Raw genomic sequence first — 22,439 nt, 5'->3', positions numbered from 1 at the left:
CGGGGAGAGCGCCCCGGAAGCCGGCGCCCTCAGCCCGCCCGCACGACCAGTGCCGTGGCGACCGCCATCAGACCCTCGTCGCGGCCCGGGAACCCGAGCCCGTCCGTCGTGGCGCCCGACACCGACACCGGCGCCCCGACCGCCTCGGAGAGGATCTTCTGCGCCTCGTCCCGCCGCTTGCCGATCTTCGGGCGGGGCCCGACGACCTGGACCGCGACGTTGCCGACCACGAAGCCGGCCTCGCGGACGATCCGCGCCGCCTCCCTCAGCAGCACGACCCCCGGCGCCCCGGACCACTCCGGGCGCCCGGTGCCGAAGTGGGCCCCGAGGTCACCGAGTCCCGCCGCCGAGAAGAGCGCGTTGCACGCGGCGTGCGCGACGACGTCGGCGTCGGAGTGCCCGGCGAGTCCGGGTCCCTCCCCCTCCCACTTCAGGCCGGCGCACCACAGCTCCCGCCCTTCCTCGAAGGCGTGGATGTCGGTGCCGATCCCGACCAGCGGGAGCACCGGGACCGGGCCCTGACCAGCCGTCCGCTCCGGCGTCTCAGAACCCATCGTTCAGCCTCCGCCGTGCGAGAACCGCCTCGGCCAGCACCAGGTCCAGCGGGCGCGTCACCTTGAACGCCTCCTCGTGGCCCGGCACGACCACGACCCGCACGCCCAGCTGCTCGACCATGCTCGCGTCGTCGGTCACGTCGTCGGTGACGGTCTCGTGGGCCCGCAGAAGGGTCTCGCGGTCGAAACCCTGGGGCGTCTGCACGGCACGCAGCCGCGCCCGCTCGGGGGTGGCCACGACCGGCTCGACCTCCCCGGCGACGGCCGCGGGCTCGACCTCCTTGACGGTGTCGGCGAGCGGCAGCGCCGGTACGACGGCGGGGGCGCCGTCCCGTACGGCCTCGATGACGGCGTCCACCGTGTCGACGGGGACGAGCGGCCGGGCCGCGTCGTGCACCAGGACGATGTCGATGCCGGGCGGCAGCGCGTCCAGCCCGTACTTCACGGACTCCTGGCGGCTGTCACCGCCCGGGACGACGACGAAGTCGGTGCGGTCGGGCAGCGCGTGGGCGTCGAGCAGCGTCTTGACCTCGGCCGCGCCGTCCGGCGGGGCCACGACGACGACCAGGGAGACGGCGCGCGACGCGGCCATCGCGCGGACCGCGTGGATGAGCATGGGCGTGCCGTTCAGCGCGCGGAGCGCCTTGGGGGCGCCCGGGCCGAGGCGCACACCTCGTCCGGCGGCCGGGATCACGGCCGCGGTACGGGCCTCCGGCGGCGAAGGGAGCGAAACGTCAGACATCGGTTCCTGTCAGGTTTGTGTGCTCGACCGGGATGGGTATGGCCTGGGGGTACCCCCTGCTCGGAGAGCTGGGGGAGCGCCGGGCGCGACGCCTTGACCGGACCCTTCCGTGACATCCGGTCAAGTCGGGTGTCCGGGTCGGCATCCCGAGTATCGGATACGCCGGTATACCGCGGGAAAGCCGATGCCGGATGAACGTCCGGTTTACCGAATGGGTGCGGGTACGAACATGCCGCAGCGCCCGGCGACAGCAATACAGTAATTGCGTCATCGGGCACCGCGGCATTTCATTGCGCTGCTGCGCAGGCTTGGGCGTGCGTCAAGACGGTCCGCGTCTCGGCGACTGAGCCGGCGTCAGGACGCGAGCACCTCGTCGAGCAGGGCCTCGGCCTTGTCCTCGTTGGTGTTCTCCGCGAGGGCGAGCTCGCTCACCAGGATCTGGCGCGCCTTGGCGAGCATGCGCTTCTCACCTGCGGAGAGTCCGCGCTCGCGCTCACGACGCCACAGGTCACGCACGACTTCCGCGACCTTGATGACATCGCCGGAGGCGAGCTTCTCCAGATTTGCCTTGTAGCGACGCGACCAGTTCGTGGGCTCCTCGGCGTACGGCGCGCGCAGCACCTCGAAGACCCGGTCCAGCCCGTCCTGACCGACCACATCACGCACGCCGACGAACTCCGCATTGTCCGCTGGCACACGTACCGTCAGGTCACCCTGGGCGACCTTCAGCACCAAGTAGGTCTTGTCCACGCCTTTGATCTGACGAGTTTCGATGGCCTCGATCAGCGCGGCCCCGTGATGGGGATAGACCACGGTGTCGCCAACCTTGAACGTCATGTGACAGGTACCCCTTCCGTGGCTATCCAGAGTAACACGGAAACGGCGTCTTCTGAATGGCGTTTTCGCAGGTCAGGGCATATCTCGGGGCTTGACAACCGCAACAGGAACGTGCTGCGAGGGGCGAGCGGAAGAGGGTATTCGCAGGTCGGAGCGGCTGTCCATGCGGAGTGAAACGCGTACGTTACACACACCCGGAGCCCGTCGCCAGGGTCTGAACATCCCGTTTTGTCCTGCTCCAGGAGCGCGACTTCCGCTACTCCGTTCGACGGACGGAGTCGAGTGCGAGACGAATCTGGAATTGATCAAGAAGTTCGGTGATCACCTGCTCATCGGCCCTCGACGACCCCGTGATCCTTTTCCTGGAGGGCCGGGCATTCATTCCGCGAAATGCGCAAGGCGAAGTCGGCGGAACAGTCTGCGGAACTTATGTGAATGACGGACGGGCGCGATCAAAGTAGCGGACGCGCCGCCGGAGCGGGACATGGCCGACGGGGCGCACACCCGGCGCAACGGAGCCCGCGGGCGCACGTCCCGCCGGCCCGGCCCGGCCGTCCCGGGCGCGCCCCCGTTTCCCCTGGGGAGAGCAAAGTCGGCGGCTTGGGGAGGGTCGGGTGCGGTCACGCGGGAACGGATCGGTAACCTAAGGCCGCTGACAGACCCTTAGGGCGGCTTTACACAGAGGTCGTCCTGCTTCGCCCACGTTCAAGGAGTTGCCGCCGCCGTGAGCAGCAGCCTTCGACGCGGCACTCTCGCCGCCGCCGTCATCGCGTTCTCGATCGCCTCGCTCGCCGCGTGTGGTGCCGGCAACGACGCCCAGACGCAGGAGATCAAGCCGGACAACGCGGCCACCTCCGTGGGCGTCATCAAGGTCCAGAACGCGCTCGTCATCACCCAGCCCGACGTCAAGGCCACCGGTCCGGCGGTGATCTCCGCGACGCTGTTCAACAACGGCACCACCGCGCAGACCCTGGACTCGATCAGCGTCGAGGGCGAAGGCACCGCCCAGCTCACGCCCGCGAGCGGCAAGGGCAAGCTGACCGTCCCGGCCGGCGGCTCGATCGTCCTCGGCGGCAAGGGCAACGCCTCCGCGGCGCTGACCAGCCCCTCCCAGACCGTCCTGAACGGCAGCCTCCAGAAGGTCACCTTCTCCTTCAGCGAGACCGGTGACGTGAGCCTGGGCGCCTTCGTCGTCCCGGCCGAGAGCTACTTCACCAAGTGGGGCCCGAGCGACATCCCGTCGGCGCCGGCCTCCCCGGCCACCTCGCCGTCCGAGTCGGCCACGGGCTCCCCGTCGCCGTCGGAGTCCGCGTCCGGCAAGCCCGGCAGCACGGAGTCGTCGAGCTCCGAGGCCACCGCGTCGGCGTCCGCGGAGCAGTGACGCCGGGCGCGCACTGAAGGCCCGTGCACGGGCCGTGCACGGCCCGGCGCGCCCGCCGCGCGGCCCGTACGCACAGCAGCACCCACGCCGAAGGGCGGGACCCCCGGAAAGAGGGGTCCCGCCCTTCGGCTTACCGCCGTGCCGTGCCGCCGGGCGACGGGGCCGGCCTACGGCTCGAACTTGTAACCGAGACCGCGGACCGTCACCAGGTAGCGGGGCGCGCCCGGGTCCGGCTCGATCTTCGCGCGCAGGCGCTTGACGTGGACGTCGAGGGTCTTGGTGTCACCGACGTAGTCGGCGCCCCAGACCCGGTCGATGAGCTGCATCCGGGTCAGCACCCGGCCCGCGTTGCGCAGCAGCATCTCCAGGAGGTCGAACTCCTTCAGCGGGAGGTCGACCTTGCCGCCGGAGACGGTGACGACGTGACGGTCGACGTCCATCCGGACGGGACCGGCCTCCAGGGCGGCCGGGGCGACCTCCTCCGGCTCCCCGCGGCGGCGCAGGACGGCCCGGATGCGGGCGACCAGCTCACGGGAGGAGAAGGGCTTGGTGACGTAGTCGTCGGCTCCTATTTCGAGTCCGACCACCTTGTCGATCTCGCTGTCCTTGGCGGTGACCATGATCACCGGGACGTTGGAGCGGCCCCGCAGCTGACGGCAGACCTCGGTGCCGGGCAGCCCCGGCAGCATCAGGTCGAGGAGGACGAGGTCGGCGCCGTTGCGCTCGAACTCGTCCAGGCCGTCGGGCCCGGTGGTCGCGATGGCGACCTCGAAGCCCTCCTTGCGAAGCATGTACGACAGGGCGTCGGAGAACGACTCCTCGTCCTCGACGACGAGCACACGGGTCACGGAAGGACCTCCGGGGCAGGAAGCGGTTCGTACGGGGATGTGACGGTGGTCGTCCCGTCGGGCTGCCCGGACTCGTCCTCTTCGTCGAGTCCGGGCATGTGGTGATCGGTGACGCGCTCGCGGGCCGCGCTCGCCTCCGGCAGCCGCAGGGTGAACGTGGAGCCCTGACCCTCGGAGCTCCACACCGTGACCTCCCCGCCGTGCGAGGCGGCCACGTGCTTGACGATCGCCAGCCCTAGGCCCGTGCCACCGGTGGCACGGGAGCGGGCGGGATCGACCCGGTAGAAGCGCTCGAAGATGCGCTCCTTGTCCTTGTCCGAGATGCCGATGCCCTGGTCGGTCACGGCGATCTCGATGTGCTCCCCGCCGGGCGCGGTCACCCGGCGGGCGGCTATCCCGACGCGGGTGCGGGCGGGCGAGTAGTTGACGGCGTTCTCGACGAGGTTGCCGAGGGCCGCGGCGAGCTGGCCCCGGTTCCCCCACAGGCTGAGGTCGGCGGTGCCGCCGGCGGCCATGGTGATCTGCTTCGTGCCGGCCTGGTGGCGGCAGCGGTCGATCGCCTCGGCCACCAGCTCGTCGACCCGGACCGGCTCGGCGTCCTCCAGCGGGTCGTCGTTCTGCACCCGCGACAGGTCGATGAGCTCCTGGACGAGGTTGGTGAGCCGGGTGGCCTCTATCTGCATGCGTCCGGCGAAGCGCTCGACGGCCTCCGGGTCGTCCGAGGCGTCCATGACGGCCTCGGAGAGCAGGGAGAGCGCTCCGACGGGGGTCTTGAGCTCGTGGCTCACGTTCGCGACGAAGTCCCGCCGCACGGCTTCGATGCGGCGCGCCTCCGTCAGGTCCTCCACGAGGAGGAGGACCAGCCGCGATCCGAGGGGAGCCACTCTGGCCGAGACGGCGAGTGCCTCGCCCCGGCCCGTGCCCCTTCTCGGCAGGTCCAGTTCCACCTGGCGTATCTCCCCGTCCCGACGGGTGTCACGCGCCATGTTGAGCATCGGTTCCACGGCCAGTTTGCCGCCGCGCACCAGGCCGAGGGCGTACGCCGCCGAGCTGGCCTTGACCACGGCGTCCGCTTCGTCGAGCACGACCGCCGAGGACCGGAGCACGGAGAGCACGGTGTCGACACCGGGCGGAAGCACCGCGTCCGTGTGCAGGGAGGTGCGGGTGGGGCGTTTCTGGTCGCGCTCGCTCCAGCGGAACGCCAGCATGGCGATGACGCCGGTGAGCACTCCGGCGATCGCTGCCGCTGCGGCGACCGCCGCGTTCACGTCCATGCACCCAGGTTAGGCATGCCGTCGCTCCTGGCCACAGCCATCCGCGTACGAGCTCGAACACTCGTCGCCCAGAGTTCACCCAGTAGCTAGTACTGATTCACTTGAGATGCCGGAAACGGACGCGTACGGCCCCGAACGTGGGAGCGTGGGGTTCACGGGTCCCTCCGGCGGCCGCGGCTGCCGGGCCCCGGACCCCGGACCCCGGAAGCTGACGTACGAGAGGGACGACCACATGCGTGACGCGTATCACGAGGAACTTGACTCGATCGGCGACGGCCTGGTCGAGATGGCCCGGCTCGTCGGGTCGGCGATCGGGCGCGCCACGACGGCCATACTCGACTCCGACCTGAAGCTGGCCGAGAGCGTGATCGCCGCGGACCAGAAGGTCGACGATCTCCAGCACGAGCTGGAGGCCCGCGCGATAGCCCTGCTGGCCCGCCAGCAGCCGGTGGCCACGGACCTGCGGATCGTCGTCACCTCGCTGCGGATGTCGGCCGACCTGGAGCGTTCCGGTGACCTGGCCCAGCACGTGGCCAAGCTGGCCCGGCTGCGCTTCCCCGACCGCGCGGTCCCGCACGACCTGCACGCCACGATCCTGGAGATGGGCCAGCTCGCCCAGCGCCTGATGGCCAAGGCCGCCGAGGTCATCATCACCAAGGACGTCGACCTGGCGATGCAGCTGGAGCAGGACGACGACGAGATGGACCTCCTGCACCGCACGCTCTTCCAGCACCTGCTGGACGACAAGTGGCAGCACGGCATCGAGACGGCCGTCGACGTGACCCTCCTCGGCCGCTACTACGAGCGCTTCGCCGACCACGCGGTCTCGGTCGCCAAGCGCGTCGTCTACCTGGTCACGGGCGAACACGCCGACGACCTCCAGTCGGACATCCAGCCGGTCACGGGGGTGGAGGGCGCGTAGCCCTTGCCGGGCGGGGACCGGGAGAGACGCGCACCCCCTGCCTGGCAGGGACCAGGAGAAACGCGCAGCTCCTGCCGGGCACTGCCCGGGGACACGGCTGCCCCCGGGGACGCGGGCGGCGCCCCCGGGCGGACGTCCGCCCGGCGCGGGATTCGCGTTCCGGGCGCGTGGGACGCCTCAGTGCGCCGTTGATGCGCCCGCCGGACCGGGCATGAGATGGGCGACAGGAGCCGTGCGGCGCGGGGTGCGCCGGACGCCCCCGTGCCTGAAGGAGGGACCCATGGCCGAATCCCCCAGCACGCCCGACCCGACCCAGGACCGCGACACCCAACAGCCCGCCGAGATCAAGAGCCTCCCTTTGTTCGGCGCCTGCGGCTGCGGCTCAGGCTGCGGCTGCGGCTGCCAGTCGGGCAATCCCTGCCAGTGCGGCTGATCACGTACGTACGTCCGGAAGGGCCCCGTCACCATGACGGGGCCCTTCCCCTTTGCCCGCCGCCGTCCGGCACCGGCCCCGGCTCGCGGCCCGCCCCGCGATCCACGGCACGGCCCGTCGCGGGAAGACGTGCACGCGAAGACGTGCACGCGAGGACCGGATGCGCACGGGAACGACCGAAATCTGCTCGATTGTGGCGCTGTTGTCCGATTGACCGTGGTCTGACCGACGAACTCTGCTACCTCTGGGACAGGGGAGGCGGGCCCTGGCCCGCGGCGGCGCGAAGCGCGTCGCCAGGAGGGGACACACGTGAGTACGACACCACGGGACGCGGTCATCGCCATCGAACAGAAGGCCGTCGACCGCGCCTACGACTGCTACGAGGCCAGGCTCGCGGAGATGACGTCGCCGTCCACGGCCACGGCTTCCGCGAGCGGCAAGGACGGCATCGCGGTCCGCGAGAAGGCGGAGGGCGCGGCGGAGGAGTACGGCGGTCTCGGGGGCGAGGCCCTGGTCATCGGCCGTGTCGACGTCCAGGAGACGGACGACGCCGAGCCGGAGACGTTCTACGTCGGACGACGCCACGTCTTCGACACCGAGACACGCGATCAGGTCGTGGTCTCCTGGACCAACCCGATCGCCGTGAGCTGGTACAACGCCCGGCCGGAGACACCGGGCGACGTGCTCCTGAGACGCCGGCTGCACTGCGCCGGGCGCCTCGTCGAGGACTTCCTGGACGAGATCACCCCGCCCGCGGGCCCGTACCCCGACTCCGCGCCGAAGCCCCTGGAAGCCCCCGAAGGCCAGGGCGGCCCTGACCCCCTGGACGGTGACGGCTCCCCGGAGGAGACGGCCGGCACCACCGCCCCGCCCGCCGGGGGCCGCCACGCACGGCCGCGCACGATCCCGGCACAGCGCCAGCCCCCGGGCCGGCGCCGGCACCGACCCCAGCCGGTCGACGAGTTCCTGCTGCGGGAGCTGCGCCGCTCCCGCAGCGGCCGGATGCGCGACATCGTCGAGACGATCAGACGCGACCAGCTGGCGCTGGTCACCGGTTCCCCCACGGACGTCCTCGTCATCCAGGGCGGACCCGGCACCGGCAAGTCCGCGGTCGGACTGCACCGGGTGACCTGGCTCGTCGGCAACGACCACTTCCGCGCCCAGGACATCCTGGTCGTGGGCCCGCACCAGAACTTCCTGGAGTACGTGGGGCGCGTCCTGCCGACCCTCGGCACCCGGAACGTCACCGCCGTACAGCTCGCCCGCCTCTGGGAGGGCGAGGTCCGGGGCGCGGACTCCCCCACCGCGCGGCTGGTGAAGTCCGACGAGCGGATGGCGGCCGTACTGCGCCGGCGGGTGGAGAGCGAATGCCGGCCCGAGGCCCTGGACACCGTCGTCTCCGCCCCCTCCCACGCCCAGGACGAGCCGGCCTTCGTCGTGGTCGTGGGAGGCACCTCCCTGCGCCTGCCGCGCTCGGAGGTCCTGGGTCTCCTCCAGGGGACCCGCGAGGCGACCGAGGGCTACCGGGCCCGCCGGGACCGGTTCCGCACCCTGCTGGTGGACCGGCTGCTGAGCGAACTCGTGAGCGTCGCCCCGCACCGCGGCAGGGACGCGACCGTGCGCCGCGAGCTGGAGCGCAACCGGCAGGTCACCACGCTCGTGGACCGGACCTGGCCCGCGCTGAGCCCCGAGGAGGCGCTGCGCGGTCTGCTCAACTCCCCCACCAGACTGCGCGAGTGCGCCGAAGGGATCCTCGACCAGGACGAACAGGGCTCCCTGCAACGGCAGAAGGCCGACAGCGCCACCGAAGAGCCCTGGACGATCGACGACTTGGTCTGCCTCGAGGAGCTGCGCTTCCTCATCGCGGGCGAGACCCCGCGGAGGTACCGGCACATCGTGGTCGACGAGGCGCAGGACCTCACCCCGATGCAGGCGCGGTCGCTGCGCAGACGGTGCCCGACCGGCTCGATGACGGTGCTCGGCGATCTGGCCCAGGCCACCGGACCGCACTCCTACACCAGTTGGAAACAGCTGGGCGGAATCCTGTCCGCGCAGGGCGACTGGCGCGTGGCCGAGCTGAACACCAGCTACCGCGTCCCCGCGGAGGTCATGGAGTTCGTTGCGCCCCTGGCCCGGGCCATCGCCCCCTCCCTGCCCTACCCGACAGCCGTACGAAGGGCAGGCGACGGGGCCGTACGGCTCGTCCCCACGACCCCCTGGGAGCTGCTGGACGACGCGGCGACCCGTACGGCGCTGCTCGCGGGCACGAACGACGGCCGCACCCCGCGGTCGATCGCGGTCATCGTCCCCGACGGTTCCGACTGGCAGGAGGAGATCCGCCGACGCGTCGACCTCGTGGACGGCATGACCGAGGAGACCTTGCGGACCGTGTCCGTGCTCCCCGCCGCCCAGGCCAAGGGCATGGAGTTCGACCACGTCCTGGTGCTGGAGCCGACGGTCATGGCGGGCCGCGGTCCCGCCGGGCTGCGCCAGTTGTACGTCGCCCTGTCCCGCAGCACCCAGACGCTGACCGTCCTGCACACGACACCGCTGCCGCCGGAATTCGGCACGCCGGACGACGCCACTGACGGCGAGGCCATGTCCGCGTACGCCTGCCCGGCACCCACCACGACTCGGCCGGCGCCCGGGACGGGCGATTCCGCCCTCCGCGCCTCCACCGAGAACGGTTGCGGCGACGACCTGCCGGTCGGCACACCCGTCGAGGTCCGGGTGCTCGGCCCCGGCCCGGGGTCCCACCTGAAAGTGAAGGTCCTCGCGCCCGCCACCGAGCGAACCGTCCTCCTCGTCCCGCGCCACGGCGAACCCACCCCGGCCACGGGCTCCCGGCTGGACGGCTGGGTGACCCGGAACGAAGGCCAGTTGAGCCTGGTCTCGGCGGGCGACTTCGGCCGCCGCCCCATCTCCTCCCGGATGGCCCCCCGTTACGAGGCCGCGCTCGGCGTCCTGCGGGACATCGCCCACGGCGCCGGCACGCCCCCGCCGGAGACGACGGCCCTGCTCTCCGAGCTGAAGGGCATGGCCGCCCGCTGTCTGAGACGCGACCGGGTCGACTGGCTGAGCGTCTGGCGTCTGCTGGGGTCCGCCGACCGCGACCGGCTGAGCGATCTGGCGGACCTGGCCCGGCGGACCCGGCAGGCGATCGGGTCGGACGCTTCCGGCCTGCGGGCCGCCCTGCCGGACGACCCGGTGTTCCGCCACTGGGCCGACACCCTCGACCGGGCCCGGGACGAACTCCGCCACCGGCTCCACACCGGTCCCGAGACCGGGACGCCGACCGGGACGGGCCCCTCGACCGAGGGCGAGGGCGAGAGCGAGAGCGAGGTCGAGAGCGAGGTCGAGAGCGAGGTCAAGGTCAAGGGCGAGACCGCCCCCCGGACCGAACCCGAGCCTGCACACGCACCCACACCCGCACCCGCACCCGCACCCACGACGGAACCGGAAATGCCACCTCCCGGGACGATCACGCCCCCACTCCCCCAGCCTCGCCGACCACTCGAACAGAAGGACACCGACCCCATGAACACTGCCGCACTCCTGGAGATCGAGCCCGCCCCGTCCGAGGAAGCGCCGTCCTGGAGCGGGGCACTCGCGAGCCGACTGGCCGTCGAGGTCCAGGCCGACCGGGACTGCAACACGCACGAGGCCGTGCGCTACGAACTGAAGGCGGCGCTCCTGCGGGCGGGGCTGTGGCCTTCGGACTCCCGGATCTCCGACGCTGTCCTGGAGAGCCCGGACGGTTTCTTCCGCTACGAGGTGCTCGGCACCGGCCGTTCCGGCTACCCGCACCTGCGCGCGGGAGCCGTCCGTCTCATGGAACTCGACCGGGCGGAAGCGCGCTCCGCGGACACCCGGTACCTGGTCCTGTCCGAGCCGCCCACGGAGGACTGGGCTCCCGACGCGATCCGGGAAGCCTTCGGCGTGCACGTCGTATGGCGGACGGCGGCGGGCTGGCACGGCCCGGACGTACGGACCGCCCTGCGCCTGGCCGATTGACCGACGGGCCGGCGGAGCGACGGGCCGGCTTCCTGCCGGCCCGATTGATCGGCGCATTGACCACGGCTCGGCCCGCCGGTTGACTGGTCTGCCGGGGACGGCGGCCCGCCCTCCCCGGCAGACCAGGGAACCCACGGTGGAACGTCCGATCCTCTTCCTCGACGTCGACGGGCCCCTCATCCCGTTCGGCCCTTCGTCCACCCGCCACGGGACCCCCGGCCCGGCATCCGGCGCCGAAGCGCTCCCCGACCGGGGGAATCCGCTGCTCGGCAGGCTCGACCCCGCCGTGGGCCCGTGTCTGACGGCGCTGGGGTGCGACCTGATGTGGGCCACGACGTGGATGGACGAGGCCAACGAGTCCGTCGGCCCACGGATCGGACTGCCCCGGCTGCCCGTGGTGGAATGGCCCGAGGCCTCCGCCGAGACGGGGCCGCGGGGCCTGCACTGGAAGACCCGCACCCTCGTCGAGCGGGCCGGCGGTCGCCCGTTCATCTGGGTCGACGACGAGATCGGCGCCGTGGACCGGCTCTGGGTCGCCGCGCAGTACGAGGGCCCCTCCCTGCTCCACCGCGTCGACCCGTCGAAGGGCCTGGCCGAGGACGACTTCTCCGCGCTCGCCCACTGGCTCCGTACCGCCGTACCGGACCGCTCCCGCGCGACGGGCGGCTAGGACCCGGCCGGCCGCGCCCGGACGCCTTCTCGTCCCGCGGTTCTCGCCCGGTGTCCCCGTCACCGGCCTTTACCGGGCACGGCCCGTGCTGGATGCTGTGTCGGATCGCCGGTTGATCATGGGGGATGTCGTGCGGATAGTTCTGCTGGGCCCGGTCCAGGTGCGGGGAGACGGGGACGGCGCCGACGGTGCGCCGACGGCCGCGGTCTCGGGGACCCGGCTGCGCATGCTGCTCGCCCGGCTCGCCCTGGAGTCCGGACGCCCGGTGTCCGTGGACTCGCTGGTCGACGGCCTGTGGGGCGGGGAACCCCCGGCCGAGGCGGGCAACGCGCTCCAGTCCCTGGTGTCACGGCTGCGCAGGGCGCTGGGCGGCACGGCCCGGGTGGAGTCCACCTCCGGGGGTTACCGGCTCACCGCGGACGAGTCGATCGAGGTCGACGCCGCCCGGTTCGAGGAACTGGCCGCCGACGGCCGCAAGCGGTGCGCGGAGGGCCACTACGACGAAGCGGCGGCCGTGCTGCGCGGGGCGCTGGGGCTGTGGCGGGGCGAGGCCCTCGCCGACGTGCGGGAGGCGCCCTTCGCCGCCGCCGTCGTCACCCGCCTCGACGACCTGCGGGCCGCGGCGGTCCAGGACCTCTTCGAGGCCGAGTTACGGCTCGGCCGGCACGCGGAGATCCTCGCCGACCTGGGCACCGCGGCGGCCGCCGCCCCGTTGAGCGAGCGCCTGGCCGAGCTGCGGATGCGGGCGCTGTGGGCGGCGGGCCGCCAGTCGGACGCGCTCGCGGCGTACGAGGAGATCCGGGAGCGGCTCGCCGACGAGCTGGGCGTCGATCCGTCGGCCGGCCTCAAGGAGACCCATCTCGCCCTGCTGCGTGGGGAGTTGGAGCGTCCGGCAGCGCCCCGGCCGCAGACGGCGGCGAGCCGGCTGCCGGCCCGGCTGACCAGCTTCGTCGGCCGCGAGCGCGAACTGGGCCGGCTGGCCGCTCTGATGGCCTCGTCCCGTCTGGTCACGATCGTCGGTCCCGGCGGCGCGGGCAAGACCCGGCTGTCCCTGGAAGCCGTCGGCCGGGACCGGGCCCAGGAGCGCGGCCGTGTCTGGTTCGTGCCGCTCGCCGAGGTCGGCGCGCCCGGTCAGCTGGCGGACGCGGTGCTCGGCGCGCTCGGCTCCACGGTCGGGGGTCTCTACGACGCCGGGCACACCCAGGACGCCGCGCCGGTCGACCGGATGGCGGAACTCCTCGACATCGGCGACGCCGTCCTCGTCCTGGACAACTGCGAGCACATCGTCGACGCCGCCGCCGAACTCGCCGGCCGGCTCCTTCAGCGCCTGCCGCAGTTGAGGATCCTGGCCAGCAGCAGGGAACCCCTCGCCATCGACGGCGAGGCACTGTGCCATCTCGGCCCGCTCGACGTTCCCGACGGCCTGCCGGAGCCCGCCGAGGCGGCACGGTCGGCCGCGGTGCGACTGTTCGTCGACCGGGCCGGGAGCGTCCGTCCGGGTTTCCCGCTCGACGACACCACGGTCGGCTCCGTGGTCGAGATCTGCCGACGGCTCGACGGGCTGCCGCTCGCCCTGGAGCTGGCCGCCGCCAAGCTGCGCTCGATGGGCGTCGGCCAGGTCGCCCGCCGCCTCGACGACCGGTTCCGGCTGCTGACCTCGGGCAGCCGCACGGCCCTGCCGCGCCAGCGCACCCTGCTCGCGGTCGTCGAGTGGAGCTGGGACCTGCTCGAGACGCCCGAACGGATCCTCGCCCGCCGCCTGTCCGCGTTCCCCGGCGGAGCGACGCTCGCCGCCCTCGAAACGGTCTGCGCGGACGCGGCGCTTCCCGCCGACGACATCCTCTACGTCCTCGACGCGCTCATCGAGAAGTCGCTGGTCGACTCCTCGGACACGGGTGACGGCGAGCCGCGCTACCGGATGCTGGAGACCGTGCGCGCCTACGCGGCCACCCGGCTCGACGCCTCCGGGGACGACCTCACCGGCCCGTTCACGCGGTACTTCCTCTCCCTCGCCCAGGAGCACGAACCCCGGCTGCGCACCGGTCGGCAGCTCGACGCGATCGCGGTCTTCGACGCCGAGCACCCCAATCTGGTGCACGCGCTGCGAACGGCCGTGGACGCCGGGGACGGGAAGACGGCCGCCCGGTTCGTCGAGGCGCTGTCCTGGTACTGGGGCGTGCGCGGCATGAGCTCCCGACTGGATTCCGCACTGGAGGAACTGCGCGCCCTCGAGGGCGCGCCGACCGGCGCACGCTCGCTGATCGAGGACGTGGACTCGGCGGGCGCCCGCGAGTTCCACCCGGCCGGACTGCTGTTCCGCATCTCCCGGCTCGCCGATTCCGGCGACGAGTCGGAGTCCCCCGAGGACCGTCTGGCGCACTCGCTCCGGTCCCCCGACCCGTGGGTGCGGGCCAGTGCCCACCTCGCGTACGACTTCGTCCTCACCGAGCGGGGCGACCTGCGCACCGGCGAGGCCTCCCGGCTGGCGGCGCTGCGCGGCTTCGAGGAGGTGGGCGACCGGTGGGGCCTGGTGATGAGCCTGCTCCCGATCGGCCGCGACCACTCCCTGCGCGGCTCGTACGCACAGGCCATCGCCACGTTCGAACGGGTGGTCGCGCTCAGCTCGGAGCTCGGCACCGACGACTACCTGGACCTGGGCCGGGTCCGCCTGGCCCGCGAGCGGCGGCGCAGCGGCGACCTGGCCGGCGCGCGGCGCGACCTGGAGTGGGTCCAGGACCGGGCCAGGGAGCGGGGGCATCGCCGGCTGGAGGCCAACATCGTGGCGGGCCTGGCCAATCTGCACCGCAGGGAGGGCGACCTGGCGGGTGCCGACCGGGTTCTCGACGCGCTGGAGTCGTTCGTCCGCAGCCGGTCCATCCCCGCGGAGCTGGCCCGGGACCTGATCATCAGCACCCGGGTGGAGAACCGGCTGGCCGCGGGCGACGCCGTCGGGGCGCGGGCCCTGCTGCCCGAGGCGGCCGGCGGGCTGCTGGCCCAGGGCGCGGGGGCGGGTCTCGCCTGGGTCGCGGAGCTGCTCGGCGGACTGCTCGCGCTGGAGGGCTCCCCCGTCGGCGCGGCACGCTCGCTGGGCATGAGCCAGGTGATGCGGGGCGCCTTCGACGCGGGGGAACCCGAGCTGCGCGAACTCGTCGAGCGGCTGACGGGGCGGCTCGGCGAGCGGGAGTACCGGGCGGCGTTCGACGAGGGTGCGGGGCTGGCACGGCCGGACGCGCTGGACCGGCTGGCCGGGGAAGTCGGCCGGCCGGTGCCCTCGTAGCGTCCAAGTGCTCTGCCGCACAAGGCGGTTGTGGATCAGCCGAGGTTCTTGCGGTAGGCGCGCATCGCCAGCGGGAGGAAGACCACGACCATGCCGGCCATCCAGCCGAGGCTGCCGAGCAGCGGATGGGCGACCGCCCCGCCGTTGAGCAGTCCGCGCACGGTGTCGGCCATCAGGCTGACCGGGTTGACGTTCGACCAGGCCCGCAGCCAGCCGGGCATGGTGCGGTCGGGCACGAACACGTTGCTGGCGAAGGTCAGCGGCAGCACCACGATCGTCATCAGTCCGTGCACGGATGCGGGGGTCTTGGCGAACATGCCGATGTACACCGACAGCCAGGAGAAGCTCAGCGCGAATCCGATGAGCAGGACCAGCGCGGCGAGCGTGGACAGCGGGTCCGTCCCGATCCGGTAACCCATGACCAGGGCGAGGACCAGCAGGGTGCCGAGGCAGACCGCGTAGCGCACGAAGTCGGCGAGGACGGCGCCGACGAGCGGCGCCGACCGGGCGATCGGCATGGACCGGAACCGGTCGAACATCCCGGTGCTCGCGTCGGCGTTGAGCGAGGCACCGATGCCGATGCTCGCCTGGAAGACGGTCATCACCATGACCCCCGGGGTGATCATCCTCAGGTAGGCGTCGTCGTCGCCGCCGGAAATCGCGCCGCCGAAGATGTAGACGAACATCAGCAGGGAGATGACCGGCGTCAGCACCACGTCGGTGAGCTGCATCGGGGACTTCATGAACTTGGTGACGCCGCGTCCGGCGAGGGCGAGGCTGTGCCGCAGGGAGCGGACCGCGCCGATGCGCAGGGGGGCGGCGGCCCGGCCGGTGGTGTGGACGGGGGAGACGGTCTGGGCGCTCATGCCGCGGTCCTTTCGGCGGTGGTGTCGTCGTTCTTCTCGTCGTCGGTGGTGGCGGGGTGGCCGGTCAGGGCCAGGAAGACCTCGTCGAGGCTGGGCAGGCGCAGCCCCATCTCGTCGGTGCCGATGCCGTCCGCGGCCAGGCGGCGGGCGAGGGCGGACACCAGCAGGGGGTCGTCCGCGGGCACGGTCAGCAGCCCGTTCACACCGTCCTGGACGGGGGTGGTACCGGTGAGTTCGGTCAGCATGGCGGCCACCCGGGGGACGTCCTGCGGCAGCGACGGACGGGCCAGCAGGATCTGCCCGCCGACCCTGCGCTTCAGTTCACCCGGGCGTCCCTCGGCGACGACCCGGCCGCGGTCGAACACGGTGATGCTGTCGGCGAGTTGATCGGCCTCCTCCAGGTACTGCGTGGTGAGGAGCACCGTGGAACCGTCGTCGACCAGACTCCGGACCACGTCCCACACCTCGCCGCGCGCGTGCGGGTCGAGGCCGGTCGTCGGCTCGTCCAGGTAGAGCACCTGGGGCCGGCCCACCAGGCTCGCCGCCAGGTCCAGCCGGCGGCGCATCCCGCCGGAGAAGGTGCTGAGCGGCCGGTCCGCCGCCTCGGTCAGCGAGAACTGCTCCAGGAGCCGGGCGGCCCGTGCCTTCGCGTCCCGCTTCGGCAGGTCGAGCAGCCGTCCGAGCAGCACCAGGTTCTCCGTACCGGACAGGTCCTCGTCGACCGACGCGTACTGCCCGGTGAGACCGATGAGCCGGCGCACCCGCACCGGGTCCCGCACCACGTCGTGTCCCCCGACCGTGGCCCGGCCGGCGTCCGGCCGCAGCAGTGTCGACAGGATCCGTACGGTGGTGGTCTTGCCCGCCCCGTTCGGCCCGAGCACACCGATCACCTTGCCGGCCGGCACCTCCAGGTCGACGCCGTCCAGCGCGACCATGTCCCCGTACCGTTTGACCAGGCCCTCGGCCCGGATGGCGTACGACATCTGCGCCTTCCCCATTTCTTCGCTCGTCCGCTTCCGCGGTTCTCTCCGCTCCCGACGAGGAAGACCCTGCCGGGGCCCGCCGTCAGGGCGCTGACAGATCGCCGGCAGGCGCCGGCACGGCTGTCAGCGGCCTGACAGCCGTGGGGGGACTGCGGCACTCGGGGGCAGGGCCGGGCACCCGCGCTCCGGGTTCGGCCACGGGACGGATCGGGACGTTCGGGTGACGGCGCGCCCTACCGCACGGGCGGACATGTGAAGACCTCACGGAGGCGCGGCCGCCCCACCGGATGCCCCGTCGAATGTGTCACCGGCCGCACCCCGTCGGGATTTTGACGCCGTTTTGACCGGTCAGAGCCACCATGGCGACACATGCACATTGCATCGGTCGCCCGGGGCTGCTATCAATTGCCCCACGCATCAACCACGGGATCTTCACAACGTGAAGAACTTCTTTGTCGGTTCGGCGCTCAGGGCGCGGTCGCAGCAGCGGACCGCATGCCGAATGCCGGTCCCCCCGACCGGTGCCCGGCACCGTGATGCGACCGGGTGGTCGGGGGAGTTCGCGCGATTCCGCCCGTAGGCCCCCGGGCCGCTAGTCCTTCAGGGAAGCACATGAGCACCTGTTCGTCCTGCGCTGGACCGATAGCCGCAGGCAACGCGTTCTGCGGTGGTTGCGGGACGCCGGTGGCACCCGCTCCGTCGGCGGCCGCGCCGACGACGCCGCCACCGATGCCGTCCGCACCTCCCGCGCCGCCGTCCGCACCTCCCGCACCGACGGCCGCGCCGCAGCCGGCACCCGGGCAGCCCGGCCCGACGGCCCCCGGCCGTCTGTCCGTCTGGTTCGACCGGGTCCGGCCGGACACGCAGTCCGCCAAGGCCGCGGCCGTCGGCGCCCTGTCGGCCCTGGGCACCCAGCTCGGCCTGCTGTTCGTCGTCCTCGCCGTCGCCGCCCAGTTCCTGCCCGAGAAGAACACCGGCACGGTGGGCGACTGGCTGACGGCCACGGTGTGGGTGGCCGGACTGGCCCTTCGGGGCACGCTGGGCCTGGCCATCGAGGGGGGCGGGGAATCCGGATCGGGCAGCGGCTTCGGCGACTCGATGCCCGGCAGGTTCTCCGGGCAGCTGGAGATCGGCCTCACCCTGCAGCTGATGCTGTTCACCTGCACCGCCCTGTTCGCGGTGTGGTGGTTCGCCCGGCGCGACGAGCGTCGGACCGCGGCGGACACCTGGGCCCGCGTGGCGGGCCGGTCCGCCACCGGTGCTCTCGTCTACGCCCTCGCCATGACCGTTCTGGCCCTGGCCACCCACTCCTCCGCCGTCTTCGGGATGAACACCGAGGAACTCGAGCCGGCGTCGGTCGACCTGGGCCTCGCCGTGTGGCCGCTCCTTCCGTACACCGTCGTCCTCGTCTTCCTCGCCGACCTCGCCGCCCGTGCCGCCGTCCGCAACGGCGCTCCGGGCGCGCTGCCGGGCGGACTCGCCGACCGGCTGCGCGACTGGCGGTCCCCGTGGATCGCCGCGAGCACCGTGAGCGCGGTGCTGCTCGGCCTGGGCGCCCTGACGACGCTGGGCTACGCGGTCTTCGCCGACACCGACGACCTGAACACCGGTGCCGCGCTCGGCCTTTCGCTGCTCACCCTCGTCAACTCCGCCGTCTGCCTGGCCGGTGTGGCCATGGGCGTCACGGTCGGCAGTTCCCTGAGCGGCAGCGCGAGCATCCAGTCCCTCTTCGGAGGCGATGACACGAGTCAGCTCAAGGACGTGAAGGCCGGCCTGTTCACCGGTGGCATGCCCGGGGCCGCCTATCTGCTGCTGCTCCTCGTCGCCCTGGTGGTGATCGTCGCGGCGGTGCGTCACGCGCTCGCCCACGACCCCCGGGAGCGCACGCTGAGCACCCTGTGGAGGTTCGCGGTCGCCATGGCCGTGCTGTGGACGCCGCTCGGCATCATGTCCGGGCCGAGCGTCACGGTCGACGGGGGCGTCGACCTCGGGGTGGGACCCATCGGCGCCAGCGGCAGTGCCCACGGTTCCGTGTCCCTCGGCCTGAGCGTGTTCGGGACGCTGCTCCTGGCGCTGGTGTGGGGCGGGCTGCTGCTCGTCGCGGCGCAGTTCCTGACCCGGCCGCTGCTGAGCGCCTTCCCCTCCGCGGGTGCACGGGTGCTGCGGCTGCCCGGTCTGCCCGTGCACCCGCAGTGGGCCGCGCTGCTCGCCGACGCCGCGCACCGCAGGGGCCGCCCGGTGCCGCCCCGGCTGGCGAGCGCGTCGACCGAGCCCCTGGCCTGTCCTCCGCTGGCCACCGACGCGAAGTGGGCGCGGTTCACCGGCGTCGGCCTGATCGTCGCCGTCGTGCTCGGCGGCGGCGGCACGGCCGCCTGGGCGGTCGTCGATTCCCAGGTCTACGGCCCGGAGGCCGCTGCCGAGGACTACGTCCAGGCCGTCGCGGACGGACGCGCCGAGGACGCCCTGGAACTGCTCGACGGCTCCCCCTCCGGCCGGCTGCTGACGCAGGCCGCGCTGGCCGCCCAGCGGAAGGCCGCCCCGATGACCGACGTGAGCGTCGACGAGGTGGACGCGTCCGACACGACGGCCACCGTCACCGTCTCCTACTCGGTGGGCGGGAATGAGCACGAGACCTCGCTGCTGCTGGTCGCCGACGAGGAGGACAAGCACCTCGGCCTGTGGCGGCGCTGGAAGGTCTCGGACGGCTTGGCGCGGGTCGACGTGACGGCGTCCTCCCTGCTGCGCGAGGCCAAGGTGAACGGTGTGACGGTGCCGTTGGAGGACGGCTCCGCCGAACTCACCGTCTTTCCCGGCACGGTGACCGTCGAGGGCGTGGACTCCGGCTACGTCGCCGCCAGTGGCGGCGGTTCGGTCGTGGTGGACCCCGGCGACAGCGGAAGCGCCGACGGTCTCGACGCGGCCCTCACCGCAGAGGGCGAGCACGCCGCGCAGCAGGCCGTGGTCACCGAGCTGGCGCAGTGCGCGGAGCGGAGCACGACCCTCGAACCCGAGGACTGCCCGATCAGCCCCGACAACTACTACTCCTCGGTCGACGAGGCCGAGGACGTCCACTGGACCCAGCAGTCGGAGCCGGTGCTGGAGACCGAGCTGGCCGAGGACGGGGCCGTGACGGTCACCGGCGACCTGGACTTCAAGGTGAGCTGGGTCAGCGTCGACAACTGGGACGACGAGAAGGAGAAGCAGAAGGACACCTGCACGGACTCCTTCTCGGCGACCGTCGACCTCTCCGGCTCCTCCCCCGCCGTGACCTTCGAATCCGGCTACGGATGGTGACCGGCTCCGGCCGCGACCGACTCCTCACGCGGTGACGGGCGCGGGTGTGGGGGGGGGGGGTACCCCGCCCCACCACACCCGCGCCCGCCCGAGCAGCACCCGAGCAGCACCCGAGCGACTTTTCCTCACCCCCTGAACACATCGACCTTTCAAGGAGCAGCGCCATGAACATGGACAAGGCGTCCGTCGAGACCCCGGTTCCCGCCGCCCCCGGAGCCCCGGCCGCGCCGGCCCCGGGCTTCGGGCCCGCGCCCGTGCCCGTGCCCGCCGGTCACGCCGCGCCCTTCGTCCCGGCCCAGGCGTCGGGTTACGCCGTGTACGTCGCGCAGACCGTGCCGAAGGAACTGCGCGTCGGCGGCGGCGTGCGCTTCGCCGCCTACCTGCTGAACCTGCTGCTGATGGTCGTCACCCTGGGCATCGGCTGGCTGATCTGGGCCATGGTCACCTGGTCCACCGACTCGGCGAACCCGGGCCAGAAGCTCATGGGCCTGAGCATCGTGAAGAAGGACACCGGCGTCCGGCTGACCTGGGGCGGGATGTTCGTCCGCAACTTCCTGCTGGCCGGCGTGGTGATGAGCTTCCTCAGCGCGATCACGCTGTCCATAGCCGCCTGGGTCAACCTGTTCAAGCTCTTCGGCAGCGAGAAGCAGAACCTGGTGGACTCCATGGCCGGCTCGGTCGTCGTCAGGCGCACCGTCTGAGCACCACCCTGCGCCGCCCGGCCGAACGCCCGACGGCCCAGGGGCACCCCGTCCCCACCAAAAAGCCCCCGCCCGCGAGAAACTCGCAGGTCGGGGGCTTACTGGTGTCGCGTTACTTCTTCTTGCCCTGGTTCTTGCCGGAGATCTTGGCGACCTGCCGCTCCCCAGCTCAGGGACGGTGGGCTCGTGCGCCTGGTCGTCGTCATTGGTCGTCATTGGCCATTGTTGAGCAACCTCGGACGGCCCAGAGACGGCCCAGCTTTGCCGCGCGTGACTGACGGTCGGCACCCTCGATGCGCGCTGCCTGAACCTCAGCCGACGACAGTCAGCCACGACGGCGGGTGCGCCGACCGACCACGCACGCGTATGCCTCGCTCCGCCCCCGCGGGCCTCAGCCACGCCGTCGGTGCCGTCGACCAGAACAAGCCGCGACGGCCGACCCGTGACGCCAACACCCGAGCCCTCGGCTTGGGAAGCTGGATTATTTTTGACCAGTTGTGGCGCTGACCTGTACAAACGGCCGTGGCCTTGCCTCTTCGGGCCGGGCGCTTTCACCGTGATTCCCCGCTGTTCCCCGCTCGATCTGGTGCGGTTGTGGTGCAGCGGGGGAAGGCCGCTGCGGTAAGTGCGCCTGCCGCGATGACCCTGCGGTGTGGCGCCATGGAGTCCGTCGCAACCAGTAGCTGCCGACTCGCCAAAACCGTGATACGGGCCCTCCAACCGCGAGAAGATGCCGCAACTCGTCCCGCACACGGAGGACCGGCACCAATGGGCATACGGGAAACAGCCAGGACAGAGCTCGCTCAGCGTCTTGCCGACAGGACTCAGACGCTCGGAGATCGCTTTCAGCAGGGAGAGACGCCCATCGCAAGTAGCGCTGGCGACCTCGTCCGCCAGGAACCGATGCCTCCTGAGGGTGCATCAGCGGACGAGATCTTGACGCATTTCCCCGCCCCTGACGGGGATTTCGTACTCACCAATCGGACCCTGTACTACAGCGACAAGCGCGGCAACATCTATCTGCTCCCCCTCGCATCGATCACCATTTGGAGGCAGAGACGCTGTGACATGTACCCGCACCTGCCTCCACGTCTTCAGCGCCGGATCTTGGAGATAGAGGTGAGCACGTCTGATGGAGGGCGGTACCTCATTGAGTCGGGCAAGATCTTTGCTCGGCAGATTCGCAAGACGGGTAAGATCCGCCGCCGCCGGTGGTGATGCCGTTGCGCGGCCTCGGTATCGCTGATCGTGCGGCGCACCTCAACCGAGCGACCTCTTCGCCCCGAAGCAACTTTGGAGGGGGCCCTGCCTTGGGTTGCGCCGCGGCTCACCTGTGGTGATGGTCCGCTGGTGTCTGTACTCGCCCGTCCTGGTCCGTCACCGTTGTCACGCAGTTAGACACTCAGCCGGCCAGAGGCCGACCTCCTTGCGGCCGACAGTCAACTCGACTCGATGGGCGAAGACATCCGAACAAAAGCGTCTGCTGTTCGGCTAGGCAGCGATCCGATGCACCAGGAGCCAGCGATGTCGGTCCGACCATCGAGGACAAGCAGCACCACCACAACCATGGAGAGCCGGTGGAGCACTGCGAGTTGGGGCTGCAGTTGACCGTGCGACAGCCCTTGAGTGTGAGGCGCGTCACA

At 71.9% G+C, this 22,439-nt stretch carries 16 protein-coding genes; 9 read left to right on the top strand and 7 right to left on the bottom strand.

What is annotated here, in order from left to right; all coding sequences use genetic code 11:
• Nucleotides 1-29: 29 nt before the first annotated feature.
• From ispF to CW362_RS36670, 3 genes are all read right to left on the bottom strand, one after another.
• Complete coding sequence (gene ispF / locus CW362_RS36680) at nucleotides 30-554, bottom strand: 2-C-methyl-D-erythritol 2,4-cyclodiphosphate synthase (RefSeq protein WP_103553934.1); 525 nt, start codon at nucleotides 552-554, stop codon at nucleotides 30-32.
• Complete coding sequence (ispD, locus tag CW362_RS36675; RefSeq protein ID WP_103553933.1) at nucleotides 544-1,296, bottom strand: 2-C-methyl-D-erythritol 4-phosphate cytidylyltransferase; 753 nt, start codon at nucleotides 1,294-1,296, stop codon at nucleotides 544-546. Before ispD ends, ispF begins: the two co-directional genes overlap by 11 nt.
• Before the next feature lie 354 nt (nucleotides 1,297-1,650).
• Nucleotides 1,651-2,133 (bottom strand): CarD family transcriptional regulator, encoded by a 483-nt coding sequence (locus tag CW362_RS36670; RefSeq protein ID WP_003953493.1) that lies wholly within the window; start codon nucleotides 2,131-2,133, stop codon nucleotides 1,651-1,653.
• A 724-nt stretch (nucleotides 2,134-2,857) separates the two neighbouring features.
• On the opposite strand from CW362_RS36670, the gene CW362_RS36660 reads away from it, so the two are divergent.
• Nucleotides 2,858-3,514, top strand: a complete 657-nt coding sequence (locus tag CW362_RS36660) for a copper chaperone PCu(A)C domain-containing protein (protein WP_103553931.1) — start codon at nucleotides 2,858-2,860, stop codon at nucleotides 3,512-3,514.
• 167 nt (nucleotides 3,515-3,681) lie between these two features.
• Here CW362_RS36660 and phoP read toward each other — a convergent pair whose 3' ends face one another.
• Both phoP and phoR read right to left on the bottom strand, forming a co-directional pair.
• The gene (gene phoP, locus CW362_RS36655) at nucleotides 3,682-4,353 is read right to left on the bottom strand and encodes a two-component system response regulator PhoP (protein WP_466162299.1); all 672 of its coding nucleotides are present in this window, start codon (nucleotides 4,351-4,353) and stop codon (nucleotides 3,682-3,684) included.
• Between the two features lie 5 nt (nucleotides 4,354-4,358).
• Complete coding sequence (phoR, locus tag CW362_RS36650; RefSeq protein WP_103553930.1) at nucleotides 4,359-5,636, bottom strand: two-component system sensor histidine kinase PhoR; 1,278 nt, start codon at nucleotides 5,634-5,636, stop codon at nucleotides 4,359-4,361.
• Nucleotides 5,637-5,868: 232 nt separating this feature from the next.
• Between phoR and phoU the strand changes: the two genes are divergently transcribed.
• The 5 genes from phoU to CW362_RS45385 all read left to right on the top strand — a co-directional run bounded on the left by phoU (nucleotide 5,869) and on the right by CW362_RS45385 (nucleotide 14,952).
• Entirely contained in the window at nucleotides 5,869-6,558 is a 690-nt protein-coding gene (phoU, locus tag CW362_RS36645) for a phosphate signaling complex protein PhoU (RefSeq protein ID WP_103553937.1), read from the top strand.
• Between the two features lie 280 nt (nucleotides 6,559-6,838).
• On the top strand, nucleotides 6,839-6,991 hold the full coding sequence (locus tag CW362_RS43915) for a hypothetical protein (protein ID WP_167455652.1): 153 nt from the start codon (nucleotides 6,839-6,841) through the stop codon (nucleotides 6,989-6,991).
• Between the two features lie 309 nt (nucleotides 6,992-7,300).
• Nucleotides 7,301-11,005, top strand: coding sequence for a helicase domain-containing protein (locus tag CW362_RS36640; RefSeq protein ID WP_103553929.1), 3,705 nt, complete (start codon nucleotides 7,301-7,303; stop codon nucleotides 11,003-11,005).
• Nucleotides 11,006-11,141: 136 nt separating this feature from the next.
• Nucleotides 11,142-11,675: an HAD domain-containing protein gene (locus CW362_RS36635; protein ID WP_240658237.1), complete on the top strand. Its 534-nt coding sequence runs from the start codon at nucleotides 11,142-11,144 to the stop codon at nucleotides 11,673-11,675.
• 130 nt (nucleotides 11,676-11,805) lie between these two features.
• On the top strand, nucleotides 11,806-14,952 hold the full coding sequence (locus CW362_RS45385; protein ID WP_276313734.1) for an AfsR/SARP family transcriptional regulator: 3,147 nt from the start codon (nucleotides 11,806-11,808) through the stop codon (nucleotides 14,950-14,952).
• A 35-nt stretch (nucleotides 14,953-14,987) separates the two neighbouring features.
• Here CW362_RS45385 and CW362_RS36625 read toward each other — a convergent pair whose 3' ends face one another.
• Together CW362_RS36625 and CW362_RS36620 are read right to left on the bottom strand one after the other, a co-directional pair.
• Nucleotides 14,988-15,818 (bottom strand): ABC transporter permease, encoded by an 831-nt coding sequence (locus tag CW362_RS36625; RefSeq protein WP_103553927.1) that lies wholly within the window; start codon nucleotides 15,816-15,818, stop codon nucleotides 14,988-14,990.
• Complete coding sequence (locus CW362_RS36620) at nucleotides 15,815-16,801, bottom strand: ATP-binding cassette domain-containing protein (RefSeq protein WP_103553935.1); 987 nt, start codon at nucleotides 16,799-16,801, stop codon at nucleotides 15,815-15,817. The genes CW362_RS36625 and CW362_RS36620 overlap by 4 nt, the downstream gene beginning before the upstream one ends.
• Before the next feature lie 729 nt (nucleotides 16,802-17,530).
• Between CW362_RS36620 and CW362_RS36615 the strand changes: the two genes are divergently transcribed.
• From CW362_RS36615 to CW362_RS36605, 3 genes are all read left to right on the top strand, one after another.
• Nucleotides 17,531-20,095 carry a hypothetical protein gene (locus CW362_RS36615; protein WP_103553926.1) on the top strand — a complete coding sequence of 855 codons (2,565 nt, stop codon included), beginning with the start codon at nucleotides 17,531-17,533 and terminating at the stop codon, nucleotides 20,093-20,095.
• Between the two features lie 164 nt (nucleotides 20,096-20,259).
• Complete coding sequence (locus tag CW362_RS36610) at nucleotides 20,260-20,796, top strand: RDD family protein (protein WP_103553925.1); 537 nt, start codon at nucleotides 20,260-20,262, stop codon at nucleotides 20,794-20,796.
• A 768-nt stretch (nucleotides 20,797-21,564) separates the two neighbouring features.
• Nucleotides 21,565-22,014 (top strand): hypothetical protein, encoded by a 450-nt coding sequence (locus tag CW362_RS36605; RefSeq protein WP_103553924.1) that lies wholly within the window; start codon nucleotides 21,565-21,567, stop codon nucleotides 22,012-22,014.
• Nucleotides 22,015-22,439: the final 425 nt, after the last annotated feature.

Origin of the sequence: Streptomyces populi (assembly GCF_002911015.1) — a bacterium.
GTDB classification, from domain to species: domain Bacteria; phylum Actinomycetota; class Actinomycetes; order Streptomycetales; family Streptomycetaceae; genus Streptomyces; species Streptomyces populi.
Note: the sequence above shows the minus strand (reverse complement) of the source record. Positions and strands in the feature narration are given on the sequence as shown.